General features: G+C 34.8%; 14 protein-coding genes and 2 pseudogenes. 1 reads left to right on the plus strand and 15 read right to left on the minus strand.

The genetic code is table 11. The annotated features are described in order from the left end of the window. The 15 genes and pseudogenes from M014_RS30705 to treR form a co-directional block, all read right to left on the minus strand. Nucleotides 1-453: hypothetical protein (locus M014_RS30705; protein WP_197030420.1), on the minus strand; the 453-nt coding region annotated here is incomplete at its 3' end. A 196-nt stretch (nucleotides 454-649) separates the two neighbouring features. Further along, nucleotides 650-1,189, minus strand: a complete 540-nt coding sequence (locus tag M014_RS0123575) for a DUF3967 domain-containing protein (RefSeq protein ID WP_026593892.1) — start codon at nucleotides 1,187-1,189, stop codon at nucleotides 650-652. 243 nt (nucleotides 1,190-1,432) lie between these two features. Beyond that, nucleotides 1,433-1,813, minus strand: a complete 381-nt coding sequence (locus tag M014_RS0123580; RefSeq protein WP_026593893.1) for an OsmC family protein — start codon at nucleotides 1,811-1,813, stop codon at nucleotides 1,433-1,435. After that, a complete protein-coding gene (locus tag M014_RS0123585; RefSeq protein ID WP_026593894.1) occupies nucleotides 1,791-3,215 on the minus strand; it encodes an amino acid permease in 1,425 nt (474 codons plus the stop codon). The genes M014_RS0123580 and M014_RS0123585 overlap by 23 nt, the downstream gene beginning before the upstream one ends. A 230-nt stretch (nucleotides 3,216-3,445) precedes the next feature. Further along, on the minus strand, nucleotides 3,446-4,090 hold the full coding sequence (locus M014_RS0123590; RefSeq protein WP_026593895.1) for an amino acid ABC transporter permease: 645 nt from the start codon (nucleotides 4,088-4,090) through the stop codon (nucleotides 3,446-3,448). After that, complete coding sequence (locus M014_RS0123595) at nucleotides 4,091-4,747, minus strand: amino acid ABC transporter permease (RefSeq protein ID WP_026593896.1); 657 nt, start codon at nucleotides 4,745-4,747, stop codon at nucleotides 4,091-4,093. Nucleotides 4,748-4,813: 66 nt separating this feature from the next. Beyond that, nucleotides 4,814-5,650: a glutamate ABC transporter substrate-binding protein gene (locus M014_RS0123600; RefSeq protein ID WP_026593897.1), complete on the minus strand. Its 837-nt coding sequence runs from the start codon at nucleotides 5,648-5,650 to the stop codon at nucleotides 4,814-4,816. Between the two features lie 12 nt (nucleotides 5,651-5,662). Then, the gene (locus M014_RS0123605) at nucleotides 5,663-6,391 is read right to left on the minus strand and encodes an amino acid ABC transporter ATP-binding protein (RefSeq protein ID WP_026593898.1); all 729 of its coding nucleotides are present in this window, start codon (nucleotides 6,389-6,391) and stop codon (nucleotides 5,663-5,665) included. Between the two features lie 143 nt (nucleotides 6,392-6,534). Beyond that, on the minus strand, nucleotides 6,535-7,995 hold the full coding sequence (locus M014_RS0123610; RefSeq protein ID WP_026593899.1) for an alanine/glycine:cation symporter family protein: 1,461 nt from the start codon (nucleotides 7,993-7,995) through the stop codon (nucleotides 6,535-6,537). A 162-nt stretch (nucleotides 7,996-8,157) separates the two neighbouring features. Then, nucleotides 8,158-9,129, minus strand: a complete 972-nt coding sequence (locus M014_RS0123615) for a phosphotransferase enzyme family protein (protein ID WP_026593900.1) — start codon at nucleotides 9,127-9,129, stop codon at nucleotides 8,158-8,160. A gap of 225 nt (nucleotides 9,130-9,354) precedes the next feature. Continuing rightward, a pseudogene (locus tag M014_RS0123620) lies at nucleotides 9,355-9,651 on the minus strand (TasA family protein); the annotation flags it as partial. After that, nucleotides 9,651-11,190, minus strand: a pseudogene (locus M014_RS27445) (GAF domain-containing sensor histidine kinase); the annotation flags it as partial. The pseudogenes M014_RS27445 and M014_RS0123620, both read right to left, overlap by 1 nt. A 311-nt stretch (nucleotides 11,191-11,501) precedes the next feature. Further along, on the minus strand, nucleotides 11,502-13,163 hold the full coding sequence (treC, locus tag M014_RS0123630; RefSeq protein ID WP_026593902.1) for an alpha,alpha-phosphotrehalase: 1,662 nt from the start codon (nucleotides 13,161-13,163) through the stop codon (nucleotides 11,502-11,504). Between the two features lie 13 nt (nucleotides 13,164-13,176). Beyond that, nucleotides 13,177-14,604, minus strand: a complete 1,428-nt coding sequence (treP, locus tag M014_RS0123635) for a PTS system trehalose-specific EIIBC component (RefSeq protein WP_026593903.1) — start codon at nucleotides 14,602-14,604, stop codon at nucleotides 13,177-13,179. 156 nt (nucleotides 14,605-14,760) lie between these two features. Further along, nucleotides 14,761-15,471 carry a trehalose operon repressor gene (gene treR / locus M014_RS0123640; protein ID WP_026593904.1) on the minus strand — a complete coding sequence of 237 codons (711 nt, stop codon included), beginning with the start codon at nucleotides 15,469-15,471 and terminating at the stop codon, nucleotides 14,761-14,763. A 450-nt stretch (nucleotides 15,472-15,921) separates the two neighbouring features. On the opposite strand from treR, the gene M014_RS0123645 reads away from it, so the two are divergent. Further along, entirely contained in the window at nucleotides 15,922-17,346 is a 1,425-nt protein-coding gene (locus M014_RS0123645; protein WP_026593905.1) for an amino acid permease, read from the plus strand. Nucleotides 17,347-17,412: the final 66 nt, after the last annotated feature.

The raw sequence follows: 17,412 nt of genomic DNA on the forward strand, positions 1-17,412 counted from the left end.
TGCCTCACTAACTTGTACTGGTTGTATTAAATTATTCATGTTGTTTAAAGTGTGATCATTGTCGCTGTCCTTTTTTCCTAACTTAACGAAAGTAGCTTCCTTGTGTACTTCAGTAGAAAAAATTTTTTCACTTGAATCTCTATAATTCTTATTTTGAGGTAAATCACTAGCATGATCTATCTCAATTGATTGTTTCGAAATATTACCTTCATCTTCTGAATTCGAGAGCTTCTCTTTTAGTGATTGATCAGAAACATTATTTGTAACTTTTACGTTGGAAAAATCGCTCTTACTGGATTTTTCAGAATTTTTATCCTCACGTACATCCGCTACATGATTATTAGACTTATTCGAATTTGTTTTCTTGTTTTGAAAACTAACGCATATGAATACTGCAACCAGCACAACAGTTAGCAAGAATATTAAGCGTTTTTGTTGTTTATTTTCTGTCATAAACTACTCCCAACGCTCAAATTTGAGCTTTCCTTTTTGTGCACAATATTTACCTTAATAAAATCGTCAAAAAAAGTCTAGCATTTTCAAAAAGAAAGGAAACATACGTGATTCCACTAAAAATAAAGTGAAACTTTAATCAGTCGAGGTTTTACTGTCCGCGAATAGCGAGATAAATATGTATATAAATGTGATTTCAGTTCTTTTCAAAAAAGAAAGTTTTCCACCAAGGTTTCTTTTTTGATTTTGCTATTTCTCTTTTTACATTTTGCATCTCTCTAAGTAACTGTGTTAATGTACGATCTCTTTCTTCTATTGCGATACGCTCTTTTTGTTCTAAATGCTCATTTAATTTTTGATGTAGTTTACTTATCTCTTTACTTTGCTCCCGAATCATTTTCATAAGATTTTGATGAACATTATTTTCTTTTTCTAAATGTTTATGTATTCCTAATAATACAGGGTCCTCATTACATGTACTCTCTTTGACTATCATCGCCGTGGAATTGCTACAAACTTTGTTCAAAATCCCTTTAATTTCTTCTTTATTCTTTCCTTGTTTATAGCATTGTCTAACCTCTTGTAGTGTAGAAATACATGTTTCATGAAATATATAAACGCCTTCTTCGTTACGCATATTTAAATATGACTGATAATCTTCTACATAGCGCTTTACCGTTTGAATAGGTATAGATGTATTTCGAGAAATTTCTCGAAGTGTAAACCATTTCCCCATGCCTTCTCACCTTTTCAATTAATTTATTACACTAAGATAAAAATAGATTATATCATTTATTCATAATGTTAGTAATAAACTAATGAAGGTGTTGTAAAACTATATATACAAGTAAAAAAACGCAAACGTCAAGTAACTCCAAAATATACAATAAAGGTTGATTTTAGAGTTACTTGACGCTTACTTCACTTTATACGATCTTATTCTCAATTTCTTCTGACTTTACATACCACTCACAAAAGTTCATTCACCCATTAACTCAACTGTTTCCGTAATTTTTATACTATCCTTCACAGATTGAGCAATCGTACAATTCTTCACCGCAAGCTCTAACGCTTTCTCTAACTGTATCTGTGTAATCCCTTCTGCTTTTACTTTATAGTACAAATGAACACTTTCTACCGGTCTTGATAAAACTTCACTTCTTCCAATTTCAGTTTCAATTGTAAACGTATCATATGTAATACGCTTCTTTTCTAGAATTGTCCGAAATACAATTGCACTGCATCCTGCAATAGAAGAAACTAGTAATTCTAACGGTGTATATCCACTTTCTTTTCCAATAGACAATTGACCATGTGAAAGTTCTGCCTCAATATCATCATGCTTGATTGTTAGTTTCATACGTTGTGCCCATCTCCACTTTCGTAATTTGCTGTCGCTTCTTACTCATATAATAATACACGTAGCAGAAAATGATAAATGGAATACCACAATATAATGCCATGCGCTGTTCTGGAATAAACGCTAAACTAATCACAACGATACTATTTGTAATTAACGCTAAAATTGGGACAATTGGATATAGCGGTGTTCTATATTTTAAGTCCTCTAATTTCCCGCCACCCTTTACGTACTGGCTTCTAAAGCGAAGTTGTGACAATGCAATGATAATCCAACTTGCAACTGCAGATAAACCAGCAACAGATAATAAGTACATATATACTGTATCCTCTGCCAAAAAGCTCGTTAGTAAAGATAGTGCCGCTACCGCAATTGTAACTACTAATGCCATAATCGGAATACCGCGTTTATTTACCTTTTTGAAGGAAGTTGGTGCCATTCCCTCATTTGCAAGTGACCATAGTATACGCGTTGCTGCATATAATCCTGAATTTGCTACAGACAATAAAGCAGTGATAATAACAAAGTTCATAATATCTGCTGCATATGGAATGCCGATCTTATCAAATACAACAACGAACGGGCTTTCAATAACCCCTGCATCTTTCCATGAAATTAAACCTACTAAAATCGTCATCGTTAAAATAAAGAACAACATAATACGCCATACTGTATTACGAATAGCACGTGGAATTGTTTTTTCTGGTTCTTGACTCTCCCCTGCTGCAATCCCAATTAACTCTGTACCTTGGAACGAGAAGTTAACTGTAATCATAGTAAGAAGTACCGCTGTAAGTCCATTTGGGAACAATCCGCCATCACTCACAAAGTTAGAAAAAAGAGGTGCTGCTTCTTTTCCGTCATATGGCAAGAAACCAAATAACGCACTACCACCAAGAACAATAAATGCAATAATTGTAATAACTTTAATACTTGAGAACCAAAATTCTAATTCCGCATAACTCTTTGCTGAAATAGCATTGGCCATATATAAAATAACTCCAAATACAAGACACCATACCCAAACATCTACATTTGGAAACCATCTTTTCATCATTAAACCGATCGATGTCAGCTCTAAGCCAACTGTAACTGCCCATCCAAGCCAGTAAAGCCATCCAATCATAAATCCTGTCCCCGGGCCGATAAACTTCGTCGCATATTTCTGAAAAGAACCAGAAACTGGCATCGCTACTGTTAGCTCACCGAGGCAAAGCATTGTTAAATACATAATAAATCCACCGACTAAATAAGAAAGAATTGCTCCTCCTGGTCCTGCTTGGTTAATAGTATAGCCTGATCCAAGAAAAAAACCTGTTCCGATTACCCCTCCAAGTGCAATCATAAATAAATGTCTACTCTTCATCGTGCGATGTAATTTCTCGTTCGTTGTTTGCTGCATCGTAATCCTCCCCTATAACTACCCTCTATCTCTTTTTAAAATTTTCTGATAACAAAAATATACACGAAAGCGGTTACAATTTCTATATAAAATTAAAACTTTTCTGATAAAATATATATTTTTTTATCTAAATTATAATTACACCCATAAAAAAAACAAATATCTTCCAAATCATAGCTCCTATACTATGTAAAAAATAAAAAACTCTTACATCTCATTTCATGTAAGAGTTAACGACTTTCCAATTTTCTAGATACAATTGATAAACTGTAATTGACAACAAAATACATAAACGCAACAAGTATTAATGTAGGAATCATATAATTTACGTTCTGTCCATTTATAATTTGGGCGTTATGCATAAGTTCTGGTAATGAGATCACAACCGCTAGTGATGTATCTTTTAATAAAGAGATAAATTGACTAACGAGCGGTGGTACCATACGTCGCAAAGCTTGTGGCAAAATAATATGCCAAAGTGTTTGTACGTATGATAATCCAGAGGCACGTGCTGCTTCAATTTGTCCTTTTTCAATCGATAATAAACCGCTTCGTACAATTTCTGATATCATCGCTGCTTCAAATATTGTTAAAGCAACAATGGCTGCCGTTTTAATCTCTAATTTCAGTCCAGCTTCTGGAAGCGCAAAATACGTAAAGAAGATGATTAAAAGTAATGGTAAATTACGAATGATTTCAACGATAAATCCTAATAAATGTGATACGACTGGGATTCTTGTATATCGCAGCGTCCCTACTACACTACCAATAATAAAACTAAGCAAAATTGCTACAACAGCTATTTCTAACGTAACAAGTAGTCCTTTTAATAAAAATAAGACATGATCGCCTGTATAAGCACCTCGAAAATCCATTTACACCGCTCCTTTCGCTAAGCGTTTCTCAAAGTAACGCACAAGCATACTAAGCGGTACAGTCAATAGTAAATAAAACATACCAACAAATATATATACATCGAATGTAACAAATGTTCTTGTTGAAATTAAATCCCCTTGATACATCAAATCTGCTCCGGCAATAATGCCAAGGATAGATGAGTTCTTTACTAAATTGAGAAACTGATTACCTAATGGTGGAATTACTATTTTAATAGCTTGTGGTAAAACGACATAATACATCGCTTGCACGTACGTTAGGCCCGAAGAACGCGCTGCTTCCATCTGTCCTTTGGGAACTGACAAGATTCCAGCTCGAATTGCTTCTGCAATAAACGCTGCTGTATAGATTGTAAGTGCGGCCGTCCCAGCAATAAACCCATTTAATGTAACACCCATTACTGGAAAAGCAAAATAAAATACAAATGCAATTAAAACAAGTGGAATATTCCGAATGAATTCTACATAAGCTGCGCCAAACCAATTCAAAACTCGAATGGGTGCAATTCGCATCACTGCCATAATCGTACCGAGAATAAAACTCCCAATCAGTGCAACAATGCTAGACATCACTGTATATTTAAATCCTTCTAAATACAAATCAAGATTGTTTGTAAGAATAGAAAAATCAGGCAAATGCTCCCCCCTCTTTCTTTACAAGAAGAGGATGAGTACCTCTCATCCTCTTACTCTTTCTATACTTTACTTCTCTGGTTTTTCACCAATCCATTTTTCATATAATTTATCGTATTCACCGTTCGCTTTCATCTCTTTTAACAAATCATTAATTACCTTTGTTAAATCAGTTGCTCCTTTTTGAACAGCAATTCCATACGGTTCATCCGTGAAAATCTTTCCAACAACTTGATAATTTGCATCTTGTTTTGCCATGCCGTATAAAATAGCGTTATCCGTTGTAAGGACATCCCCTTTTCCTGCTTTTAATGCTGTAAATGCCTCACTATAATTTTCAAATTCTAGTACTTTTGCCTCTGGGGACTTTTTACGAATATTTTGCGTAGAAGTTGATCCTTTTACCGCCAATACTGTCACACCACTTTTCACATCATCAATACTCTTAATCTTGCTTCCTTTTTTTACAAGTAATGACTGCCCTGCTTTAAAATATACATCTGAAAAATCAACTTCTTTTTTACGCTCTTCTGTAATTGTCATCGTTGCGATAATCGCATCAATATCACCGTTTTTCAACATTGGAATACGCGTTTTAGAAGTTACCTCTTTTAATTCTAATTTACTCTCGTCTCCGAGAATTTTTTTCGCAAGCGCTTTTGCTACATCAACATCAAATCCTTCTACCTTCCCTGTTGCAGGATCTTTTAATCCAAATAAGTTTGTATCATTCTTAACCCCAACTACTAATTTCCCACGCTTTTTAATTTGATCTACCACTTTTCCGCCTGAAGTTTCTTTAGAAACTTCTTTGGACGTTTCCTTCTTACTCCCGCAACCTGCTATGATAAGAGCAAATAAGCATGAAAATACAATTAAAACGAACAGTTTCTTCATTTTAAACATAAAACCCCTCCTCTAATGATTTAACACTCGGCTTAAAAACAATCGTGCTCTTTCTTGCTTTGGATTTGCAAAGAAATCTACTGGCTTTGTATCTTCAATGATTTGCCCTTCATCCATGAATATAATGCGGTCTGCTACTTCACGTGCAAATCCCATTTCATGAGTGACGACAACCATCGTCATCCCTTCCTTTGCTAGGGTTTTCATTACATCAAGCACTTCTCCAATCATTTCTGGATCAAGTGCAGAAGTTGGCTCATCGAATAACATGATTTCTGGTTTCATCGCTAATCCCCTTGCAATCGCTACCCGTTGCTGTTGTCCACCAGATAATTGCTGCGGATACACATTCGCTTTCTCTGGAATTCCCACTTTTTCTAAATAATACATTGCTGTTTTTTCCGCTTCTTCTTTTGAAGTCTTATTCACTTTTATTGGTGCAAGTGTAATATTTTGGAGCACTGTTTTGTGTGGATATAAATAAAAATGTTGAAACACCATTCCAATATTCCGGCGTAACTCATTCATATCTGTTTTCGGATTATGTACTTCAACATCTTGTACTACTAAGTCTCCTTCTGTGATTGTTTCCAATTGGTTAATGCAGCGAAGTAATGTACTTTTTCCAGATCCCGATGGTCCTACGATTACAACTACTTCTCCTTTTTGGACTTGTAAATTAATATTTTTCAAAACTTGAAAGTTACCATAAAACTTGTTTACATTACGAAAAGCAATCAATCTTTTTCCCCCTTTCTGACCCAATTATTAATAAAGTGAAGCTTACCTGATTCAAATTTTATTCGGCCATGCAAATAGAAATTCCCATTATTTGAACAATAACGGACAGATACACTCCACTTTATTGTTTTGCAAATACTCTATTATGACACTTCTTCTTTCTTATCTTTTCCGTATTCGTGTTCCCAGAAATCAGCATTTTTGATTCCTAGCTCCTTTGGGTCAAATACAGGATCTTTTCCTTCTTTTTTCTGTTTTTCATAGTCTTTCAGTGCTAGCAGTGCCGGTTTTTGTAAAAGTATGATTGCAATGATATTGACCCATGCCATAATCCCTACACCGATATCTCCAAGCGCCCAAGCTGTTGCTGCTGTTTTGACACAGCCGTAGAATACAACACCTAAGAAAACAATTTTTAAAACAAGTGACATCCATGGACGATCCTTATCACGATTTAAATAGGCAATATTTGTTTCTGCAATGTAGTAATACGCCATAATCGTTGTAAAAGCAAAGAATAATAGAGAAATTGCAACAAAACCATTTCCAAATCCAGGAAACACAGATTCTACTGCAGCTTGTGTATATCCAGGACCTGGTTCTACACCATTCAGTTTATTCACAATGAAATTTTTTCCGCTTGCATCAAATACGTTATACATGCCTGTAATAATCATCATAAATGCTGTTGCTGAACAAACGAATAATGTATCAATGTAAACGGAAAAAGCTTGCACAAGGCCTTGCTTTGCTGGATGAGATACTTCAGCAGCTGCAGCCGCATGTGCCCCAGTTCCTTGACCAGCTTCATTCGAATAAATACCACGTTTTACTCCCCAAGAAATCGCTAAACCAATAATTCCTCCAAACGCAGCATCTAAGGCAAATGCACTTTTTAAAATCAACATGAATGCTTCTGGCAACTTTTCGATATTCATAGCTACAATTACACAAGCAACAAGAATATATCCAGCTGCCATAAACGGTACAACAACTTGAGCTACATTAACAATTCGCTTAACTCCACCAAAAATAATAAGTGCTAATACAACAACTAATACTGCTCCTGAAACAGATGTATTAATACCAAAAGCTGTTTCTAAACTCAAAGCAATACTATTTGCTTGAACACCTGGAAGTAGCATCCCTGTTGCAAGAATTGTAGCAGCGACAAACACAAGTGCATACCACTTAACCCCTAAGCCTTTTTCAATGTAATAAGCTGGACCACCACGAAATTGCCCTTGATGCTTCGTTTTATATATTTGAGCAAGTGTTGATTCCACATAAGCAGAGCCTGCCCCTAAAAACGCCACAGCCCACATCCAAAAGACAGCCCCTGGACCACCAAAAGCAATCGCTGTTGCTACACCAGCAATATTCCCCGTTCCAACGCGCCCTGATAGAGAAAGTGCTAACGCTTGGAAAGAAGAGACACCCGCTTCCGATTTTTCCCCTTGAAATGTCAGTCTTACCATTTCACCTGCATGCCTAACTTGTAAAAATCTCGTTCGTATTGAAAAATATAAACCTACTCCTAAACATAAATAAACAAGTGCGGGACTCCATACAATATTATTTAGCCAAGTAACAAAGGACTCCAATCCATTCCCCCTCCTTTTCCTTATAAAGAATATTCAGAATATATAAAAATTATAAATGTATCTATAGTCTATGACAATATTATTTTGATAAAACAAACATATTTTTGTATAAAAAAACAAAGTATATATTCGATATATATACTTTGTTACGTTACATGTGTATTATATATTCACAATGGCTTCCTGCTTTATAATCCTTACATAAAGCGCTTCTGCTAGTTCTTGGAAATATACTGGCATTTCTTTTCCTTTGAATTTTTTCTGAATCGTACCATATAAACCGATATCACGAAGACGTAAAAATAGTGGTAGTGATTCATACCACCTTTCTTCTAATTGATGTTCCAATTCATATCCTTTTCTTAATACTTGTAATTGTTTACGTACAAACAATGTTTTCTCTTGTTCAGTCCATGCATTTGAAAGAACAGAATAATAAATAACCATCGCTAAATCATGAATAAAATAATTATACGTTGCATCATCAAAATCAAAAATTGTCAATTCTTTCCCATCATAATGGAAATTCCCTTGATGAATATCACCGTGCATAAGTCCAAAAGTTCCCTTTTCTATCGGAAGCATCTTTATTTTATCAATTAATGCATATGCAATCTTTTTTACTTGTCTATCTTCTAGCTCATTAATAATCGCTTTCTCCTCTACTTCCCAGGTATCACGATATTCCGTTTTTGGATAATCAATTGTAAGACGATGCAGTTGACCAATCGCTTTTCCCCATGCTTCAAAAAAATCATCGCCCCAATACACTGATGTTTCTCCTTTTACTCTCTCTCCTTTGGCATATGTAAAAAGAGAAGTATAAAAGATAGTTCCATCTGCTGCTTGTATCCCTTCTACAAGTTTTTTAGATATTGAACAATGTGGCGCAGCAACCTTAGCTCCGTTCTCTGCAAGATACCGTAAAAAGTCTAACTCTGCTTCCACCTGTTTTTTAAATCGATGAGAAGAGTGCGTTAATCTTAATACGTAAGATTCCCCGCTTTCATGCTTTGCATGAAAAATATAGTTTTCAAAATCACCAAGTGGTGTTTCTTCCACTGTAACGTTAAATCGTCTTGCAGCTTCCTCCAAAATTTCAGTTGTAAAAACTCTCTCTACAGCTATTTCCATATGTATTCCCCCTTTATGTATCCTTATATTTAATTCGATAGGAATATGAAAAAATACTGCTATGATGATTAAAAAACTCAAACTCTATCTGACAACAAAAAACAGATTGATTTATCAAATCAATCTGTACAATATTTGAAAGAAATTATCCAAAAAATGTTTAAATTATAGCTAAAGATATAACGCTATCATCTTATCCTTGTATAAGTACGAGAATCTTTATATTTACTTATCCTCACCTTCTGTCTGCATTGAGTTGAATGGCCAGTTCAATTTCAATGCATCTCCTTGGAACATATTTTGATCTTCACCGTTATCTACAAATGTGAACATGACATAGAATGTGTCATCATCACCAGGAGCAAGTCCATCTCCTTCTCGATCTACAACACCTTTTTGCACAAGGTCAAGTACATTTCCATTTTGCGTAGCTTTCTTCAACTCAGACAATGTAGTAGACCATACAGGCACTGTATTTTTGTCCAAGTTCCATAAGAAATCGACGCGGATGTGATCACCAAAATGACCCTTTCTTTAGAAAAACTGAGTGTGCGAGAATGTCCTCTTTCATGGTATCTAATGTCTAGTTCATATTCTTGTTTTACAGATTTTATTTTACTTGCTATTGCTTGCTTGAGCCCTAATTGTTGTGTTGGATATGGCTTTAAAGCATAAATAGAATAGCGAACTTCGCTTAAACTCTCTCTTAATTTTCTTATACTTTTCTCCACTACTTGCTGCATATCAGTTGGTTTATCACGGTATTTTTTCTGAGCTGATTCTAGTTGAAATATCACCCCGGCCAATGCTTGTGCTATACCATCATGAATTTCGCGTGCAATTCGATTTCTTTCTTCTAAAATCATCCTTTTTTCTTGTTCGGAAATAAGTATTCTCGTTTTAACTATGTTAGCTAATTGATTAGAAAAAGTTTCTAATAGCTGCACGTCTTCTAGAAAAAAGCCAGAACTTCTACTTTTTCCTGTAACAAACATTCCGATTAACTCATCATTTACAATAAGAGGAAAATAAACAAGAGAGCGTATAACGTCCTCAAACACTCTATCTCCCGGTGCTGTACCAATTTTCCAATTATTAAAAACGATATTTTTAGTTATCCCCTCAAACTTTTCTGCATCATTAGAATAATCAGTTATTTTTTCCTTCAACTTGCCATCTTTCAACTGAATACTCCATCCATCTTCGCCTTTTGTCCATAATACATATGCTTGTATCCCTAGAAATCCTTTAAGTGATTTTTTTATATGTTGCAGATTTCCATCAGATAATCCACGGCTTATTTCGGTCGTAATAAGAAAGAATTCATACAATCTTTCTTTTTCCATCCGTACTCGTGCAGAAAATGAATTAATAATAGAAATTGCCACAAGCGGAAAGAAGAAGAAAAAAAATACAATTTCATTCATTTCTAAACGATATTGCGTACCTAATATATGCATAAGAGCAGCATAGAATAAACAAAAACTTTCACAAAGAAATACTGATATGTTTTTTTGATTCCATCGACGCAACGAATATGTCTGAGGAAGGAGTACTATTAATAAATCATAAAAAAGGTTGTTGAAAAAACAAAAGAATATGCTAAACAACAGTAAAAGTATTAATTTTTCATATAAAACTGCCATATTCATCCCACTCGTCAACAAAAGCATACATTTGCTAGAAAACCATTCTGCTAGTATAAGGCTAAGAGCATGCTGAGTACTATTAAAAAAGTATCCTTTCTACCGGCGAACGGCGGAGTAAGTGGATAATTAATGTAACAAACACAAGAGAGAGCACAGTTATATGTGTGCCAAACAACAAAAGCATAGAATAAATGATTGGAAAGCTAAGTGAGCTTACTCCCCTCCAGAATCGTACAGGAAAATACTCAGTAATCCCCATAAATAGTATTAACAATACTATTATCGTTGGATGAGAAGGGATTTTAATTTCAAGTAAAGATATAGTTATAGTAATCAAACCAAGAAAAGAAATAAAATAAAGATAAAAACTAGCAACTTTTTCTCTCATAGAAATAGAATCTACATCTTTCAAAACAGTCCCTTCTTTCTTTGTAAAAATATATTTTCTCTATTATCCAACAAAAAACCGGCACGGGCAAAATGGAAAAACCTCCACTAGCCAATCACCGGCTGTGTACGAAACCTAAAAAGGCAAGACACAATACTAGTATAAATCACTTTCCATAAATTCCCTATTAATCAAATGATGTAATTGTACATATCATTGGACGTAATCTCTATAGTACAAAAGGTATATATGAATGGTGTAATTTACTCCTGAAGTAGCGGTGTTTTAAATTAATAAGAGGTTTGATGCTATTAGCATCCAACCTCTTATTCCAATTATTTAGTAAATCGATACACAATAGATTCATATGGTCTAAGTACAAGGTTTCTAATATCTTCACCTGAATCCTCATAATTTGATATTAATATTTCTTGCTTTATTTCGTTTCCTATAACTTTGTCTGGTACAGAATATACAATTGTTTCTTCATAAAAATTATTGACAACGAGTAGCATTTCATCTTCTAGCTCACGTGTATATACCCATACATTTGGGTGGTTTGCATCTATAATTGCATATTTACCATTTGTAATAACATTATATTTCTTTCTAAGTTCAATTAGCTTTTTATAGTGATAGAAAATAGATTGTTTATCTTCAAGTGCCTTTTCCACATTAATTTCTTTATAATTCTCTGCAACAGAAATCCACGGTGTATTTGTTGTAAAGCCAGCATTTTCTTCTGTATTCCACTGCATAGGCGTACGCGAATTATCACGAGATTTTTGCTGCAAAATGCCAATGATTTCTTCATCTGACATTCCTTTTTCCTGCTTCATTTCATAAATATTTAAAGATTCCACATCACGATATAAATCTATATTATCAAACTCTGGATTTGTCATCCCAATTTCTTCACCTTGATAAATATAAGGTGTTCCTTGTAACATATGCAGCGCAGTAGCTAACATTTTTGCTGATTCGTTTCTATATTTTTTATCATTACCAAAACGCGATACGATGCGCGGTTGATCATGATTACACCAAAATAATGCGTTCCATCCTCCACCATCTTGCATCTCAGTTTGCCACTTCGACATAATTTCTTTTAATTGACCGAAATTGAAATCTGCTCTTGTCCATTTCTCTCCATTTGGATAATCTACCTTTAAATGATGAAAACTAAATGTCATACTTAATTCCCTACGCCCTGGATCCGAATACTTGATACAATTCTCAATTGTTGTAGAAGACATCTCTCCAACTGTAATCACATCTTTTCCTTCAAACACTTCGTAATTCATCTCTTGTAAATATGTATGAACACGCGGTCCATCTGTATAATATTTACGTCCGTCGCTTGTAGCCGCTGTTCCTTCGTCATCTAAAAATCGTTGATCTTTCGAAATTAAGTTAATTACATCAAGACGGAATCCTTTAACCCCTTTTTCAAGCCAAAAGCGCATCATCTCGTATACTTCTTTTCGTAGTTGTTCATTTTCCCAATTTAAATCAGCCTGTGTTTTATCAAATAGATGCAAATAATATTGCTTTGTTTTCTCATCATACTCCCAAGCGGAGCCGCCAAACTTAGACTGCCAATTATTCTTTTCATCGCGCCATATATAAAAATCACGGTACGGGCTATTTTTATTTTCACTCGCTTCTTTGAACCATTTATGCTCCGTTGAACTATGATTTACAACGATATCAAGCATAATATCAATCTCATGTTTTCTCGCTTCTGCTAGTAATTCTTCAAACTCCTCCATCGTTCCATAAGATGGATCTATTGAATAATAGTCGCTCACATCATAGCCATTATCATTTTGCGGTGAACGGTAAATTGGTGTTAACCAAATATAATCAATACCTAGTTCTTTTAAATAACCTAATTTCTCTGTTACACCTTTTATATCGCCTGTTTCTGTATTGTAATAGCTATTAAAGCTTTTGGGATAAATTTGATAGACAACGCTTTTATACCAATCTTTCATGCTCCCCTGCCTCCTACTTCTGTTTTACTCGTTTTCCAAATAACCATGTTAAAACAAATGGAATCACTATCGCAATTACCATACCAACCACAAACATTGGAATCGATTTCGGAATGATAGAAATAAATGCTGGTAATCCGCCAATTCCAATTGCTGGTGCTAATACCCCATTTAACGTGATAAATACTGCTGCAACTGCCGATCCTGTAATAGCTGCATAAAACGGAAATTTATTTCTTAAATTCACCCCAAACATCGCTGGCTCTGTAATACCGAAGTATGCTGAAATCGCCGATGTTGACGCCATACTTTTATCATTTTGATTTTTAGAAATCCAAAACATTGCAAGCGCTGCACTACCTTGTGCGAGGTTAGAAAGTGCAATCATTGGCCAAATAAATGTGCCACCATTTTGCGCGATTAACTGTAAATCAATTGCAATAAACATATGATGCATACCCGTAATAACTAACGGTGCATACAATGCGCCAAATAATACTGCGCCAAGTACAGGAACTGTTTCATATACGCCAACTAAGCCAGCTGTTAATAAATCACCGATATGACGTGTAACTGGGCCAATAACTCCTAACGCTAATACACCAGTTACAACAATTGTTGTAATCGGAACAACTAATAATTGAATCGCATTTGGTACACGTTTCTTAAGAAAAATCTCAACTTTACTTAAAACAAATGCCGCTACTAATATCGGTAAAATTTGTCCTTGGTAACCTACTTTTTCAATTTGGAATAATCCTAAAATATTGAAGTACTCTATTTTTTGTCCATCTAGGCCTGCTGCTGCTTTTCCATAATTCCATGCATTTAATAAATCAGGATGTACAAGCATTAACCCCATAACAATACCCAGTATCGGGCTGCCGCCAAACCGTTTCGTCGCTGACCAACCAACAAGTGCTGGTAAAAATACGAATGCCGTATTCGCCATCATATTAATTAAATCCCATAGTCCACCTAAGTTTGGATATACCTCCAATAAGTTCTTTCCATCAAAAAATAAATCCTTAGCGCCTAATAAATTATTAACACCCATCAATAAACCAGCTGTAACAATTGCTGGTAAAATCGGCATAAATACATCAGAAAATATTTTGACAAACTTTTGCATTGGATTTAATTTTTGATTCCCCGAATCCTTTACATCCGCTACTGTCGATTCCTCCATACCTGCAAGCGTTATCAATTCTGCGTATACTCGATCTACATCTCCTGGGCCAATAACAATTTGAAATACACCAGCGTTATGAAATACACCTTTCACTAATGAAACCGCTTGTAATTTATCGTTATTTATTTTACTTTCATCCTTCAGTGCAATACGTAATCTCGTTACACAATGCGCTGCTTGGTCAATATTTTCTTTCCCACCGATATATTGCAACACTTGTTCTGCTGTCTTACGATAATCCTTCCCCATACTCCGTCCCTCTTTTCTTTTTTTGATACCGTTTACAAATACATATTAACTCGTATATATAAGTTAGTCAACACTCGTATATACGAGTTAATATGTATTTTTTATTTGTTCTCAAAATATACAAAAAAAGATGAAACACTGTACGGTTTCATCTTTTTATTTTCTCCGCGCCACATCAGAAAAATGAAAAATATCAAGTCGGTGACGTGATTCTGTATATTCAAATTGACTACCATCATAAAGATGCGTAAAATTTTTCACAACAACAACATAGTCAGTTCCATTTAAATCTAAATACTTTCTATCGTCATCTGTACAAGGTTGCACTTCAATAACACGCTGTGAATAACTAATATGTAATCCTAATTCTTTCTCAATATATTTATAAATCGATTTCTCAGCTATTTCCTTTGTTAACTCTGGAATATGTTCAGATACAAAATAATTCACATCTAAGATTACCTTTTCTCCGTCAATATTTCGAACACGTTTAATATGATCTATCTTCGTTCTCGTTTTTACATTCAATAATTTTGCTAGCTCTTTCGTCGCTAAGATTTTCTCCATCTCTACTACATTTGTTATACATTGGCGCCCTAATCGTTCATTTTCCTCCTGAAAACTCACAATACCTCCAAAGTTAAATTCAATGTTTTTTCGTTTTAAAACAAAAACACCTTTACCATGTATTTTCTGTACGTATCCACGTTCCTGCAATAAATCAACAGCTTTTCTTACCGTCCCACGGCTCGCTTCATACTGCTTCATCAATTCTGTTTCAGATGGGATTTTGCACCCCTCTGTTAACTTGCGATTATCAATTGAATCACTTATCTCCGTATAAATCTGTTCATACTTACTCATCATTTTGAATAACCCCTCGTCACCTTCTATTTCTACTTGTATTATAGCATGACAGAAATTCATGCCAATCTCTTACTTATTGTCCAGCACAAGAAATATCTATATAAATATTTAGTCACCAATGCGCATTTTTATAATTTTTTTCAGATTTCTCTTTTCATTCCAAAAAACATGTAGTATACTAACTTCAAAATCAGAGGAGAAAGGGAGCAAAGAACTATGCTTATGAATACAACTGTAGTTACATTTGCACAAAAACATCATCATCATACTTAACCCTTGAAACCTAGCGGAAAAATTACGCGTAGGTACAAGGGTTATTCCCGTTGTACCTACGTTAGGCAAAAAGAGCCATGTAGGTATTTTTTATCTACATGGCTCTTTTTTATTTTCAAAAAACGTTAGTAAAAAGATGATGAATAAGCAAAACTACTACAAAGGAGATAGCCAAACATGGAAACGAAAAAATGGGGTTTATGGATTTTAACAGCATTTGTTGTTGGAAATATGGTTGGAGGCGGCGTATTTATGCTTCCATCGAATTTAGCGCAAGTATCAGGACCAATGGGATCAACACTTGCATGGACAATTACAGGACTTGGTGTATTTATGATTGCTCTTGTATTTGGTAACCTTGCAGTTCGTAAACCGGAATTAAAAGCTGGTCCACAAAGTTATGCACAAGCAATGTTCACCTCGCAAAAGGCCGGTAAGGTTGCTGGATATAGTATGGCATGGGGATACTGGGCTGCTAACTGGGCTGCAACTGCTTCTGTTATTATTTCATTTGCAGGATACCTATCTACATTCTTCCCAGTTTTACAAAGTAAGCAAGTTCTTTTTTCGCTAAACGGATTTTCATTAGAACTCGGAAAAGGATTAACATTTGCTGTATGTAGCATTATGCTATGGGGCATTCAATATATTCTTTCTCAAAATATTGATCGTGCAGGTAACATGAACCTACTTGCAACAATCGCAAAAATTATCGGATTTACAATGTTCATTGTCATCACACTATTTATTTTTAATGCTTCTAATTTTGGCGATGGGCAAACATTTATGAACGAGGCTGGAAAGGCAATTCCATTAGGTGGTCAAGTAAATGCTGCTGCCATTGCAACACTTTGGGCATTTATAGGGATTGAATCAGCAGTTATGCTATCCAACCGTGCAAAGTCTCAGCGTGATGTGAAAAAGGCAACAATTTTCGGGTTAATCATTGCCCTTCTTATTTACATGTCAATTACTTTACTAACAATGGGTGCTCTTCCGCAAGATGCTTTAAAAGATTCTCAAAAACCGTTAGTAGATGCTTTAAACCTAGCAATCGGTAATAAAGGTGCTTACATCATGGCACTGCTTGCACTTGTATCATTATTCGGATCTACCGTTGGCTGGATTGTTGTAAGTTCAGAAGTTCCTTATCAAGCAGCAAAGAACGGACTTTTCCCAAAATTCTTTGGAAAAACAAACAAAAAAGGCAGTCCGTCAAAATCATTGCTTGTTACAAATATTATGACGCAAATTTTCCTGTTCTCAACAATATCTGGCACGGTTTCAGAAGCCTATAATTTTGCCATTGTTGTTGCAACTTTAGCTTATTTAATTCCATACCTTGTTTCCACTCTATACCAATTAAAACTTGTTGTTACAGGAGAAACATACGATATAACACCAGGCTCTCGAATAAAAGATGGAATCATTACCGTACTTGCACTCGGATACTCTATTTGGGTAATTAAAACAGGAACAGCTGATCTGAAAACATTTTTCTTAGGCATTGGATTATTTATATTAGGACTCATTCTTTACCCAATTCTTATGAAAAATTCAGTATCATCCATGGCAAAGCAACAAAATACGAAAATTAGCTAATCCAAAAAGCTGTTAACTACAATTTATCTAAAAAATAAGTTGTTAGTTAACAGCTTTTTTTAATCA

The sequence above is a fragment of the Bacillus sp. UNC437CL72CviS29 genome, assembly GCF_000482345.1.
GTDB lineage: Bacteria > Bacillota > Bacilli > Bacillales > Bacillaceae_G > Bacillus_A > Bacillus_A arachidis.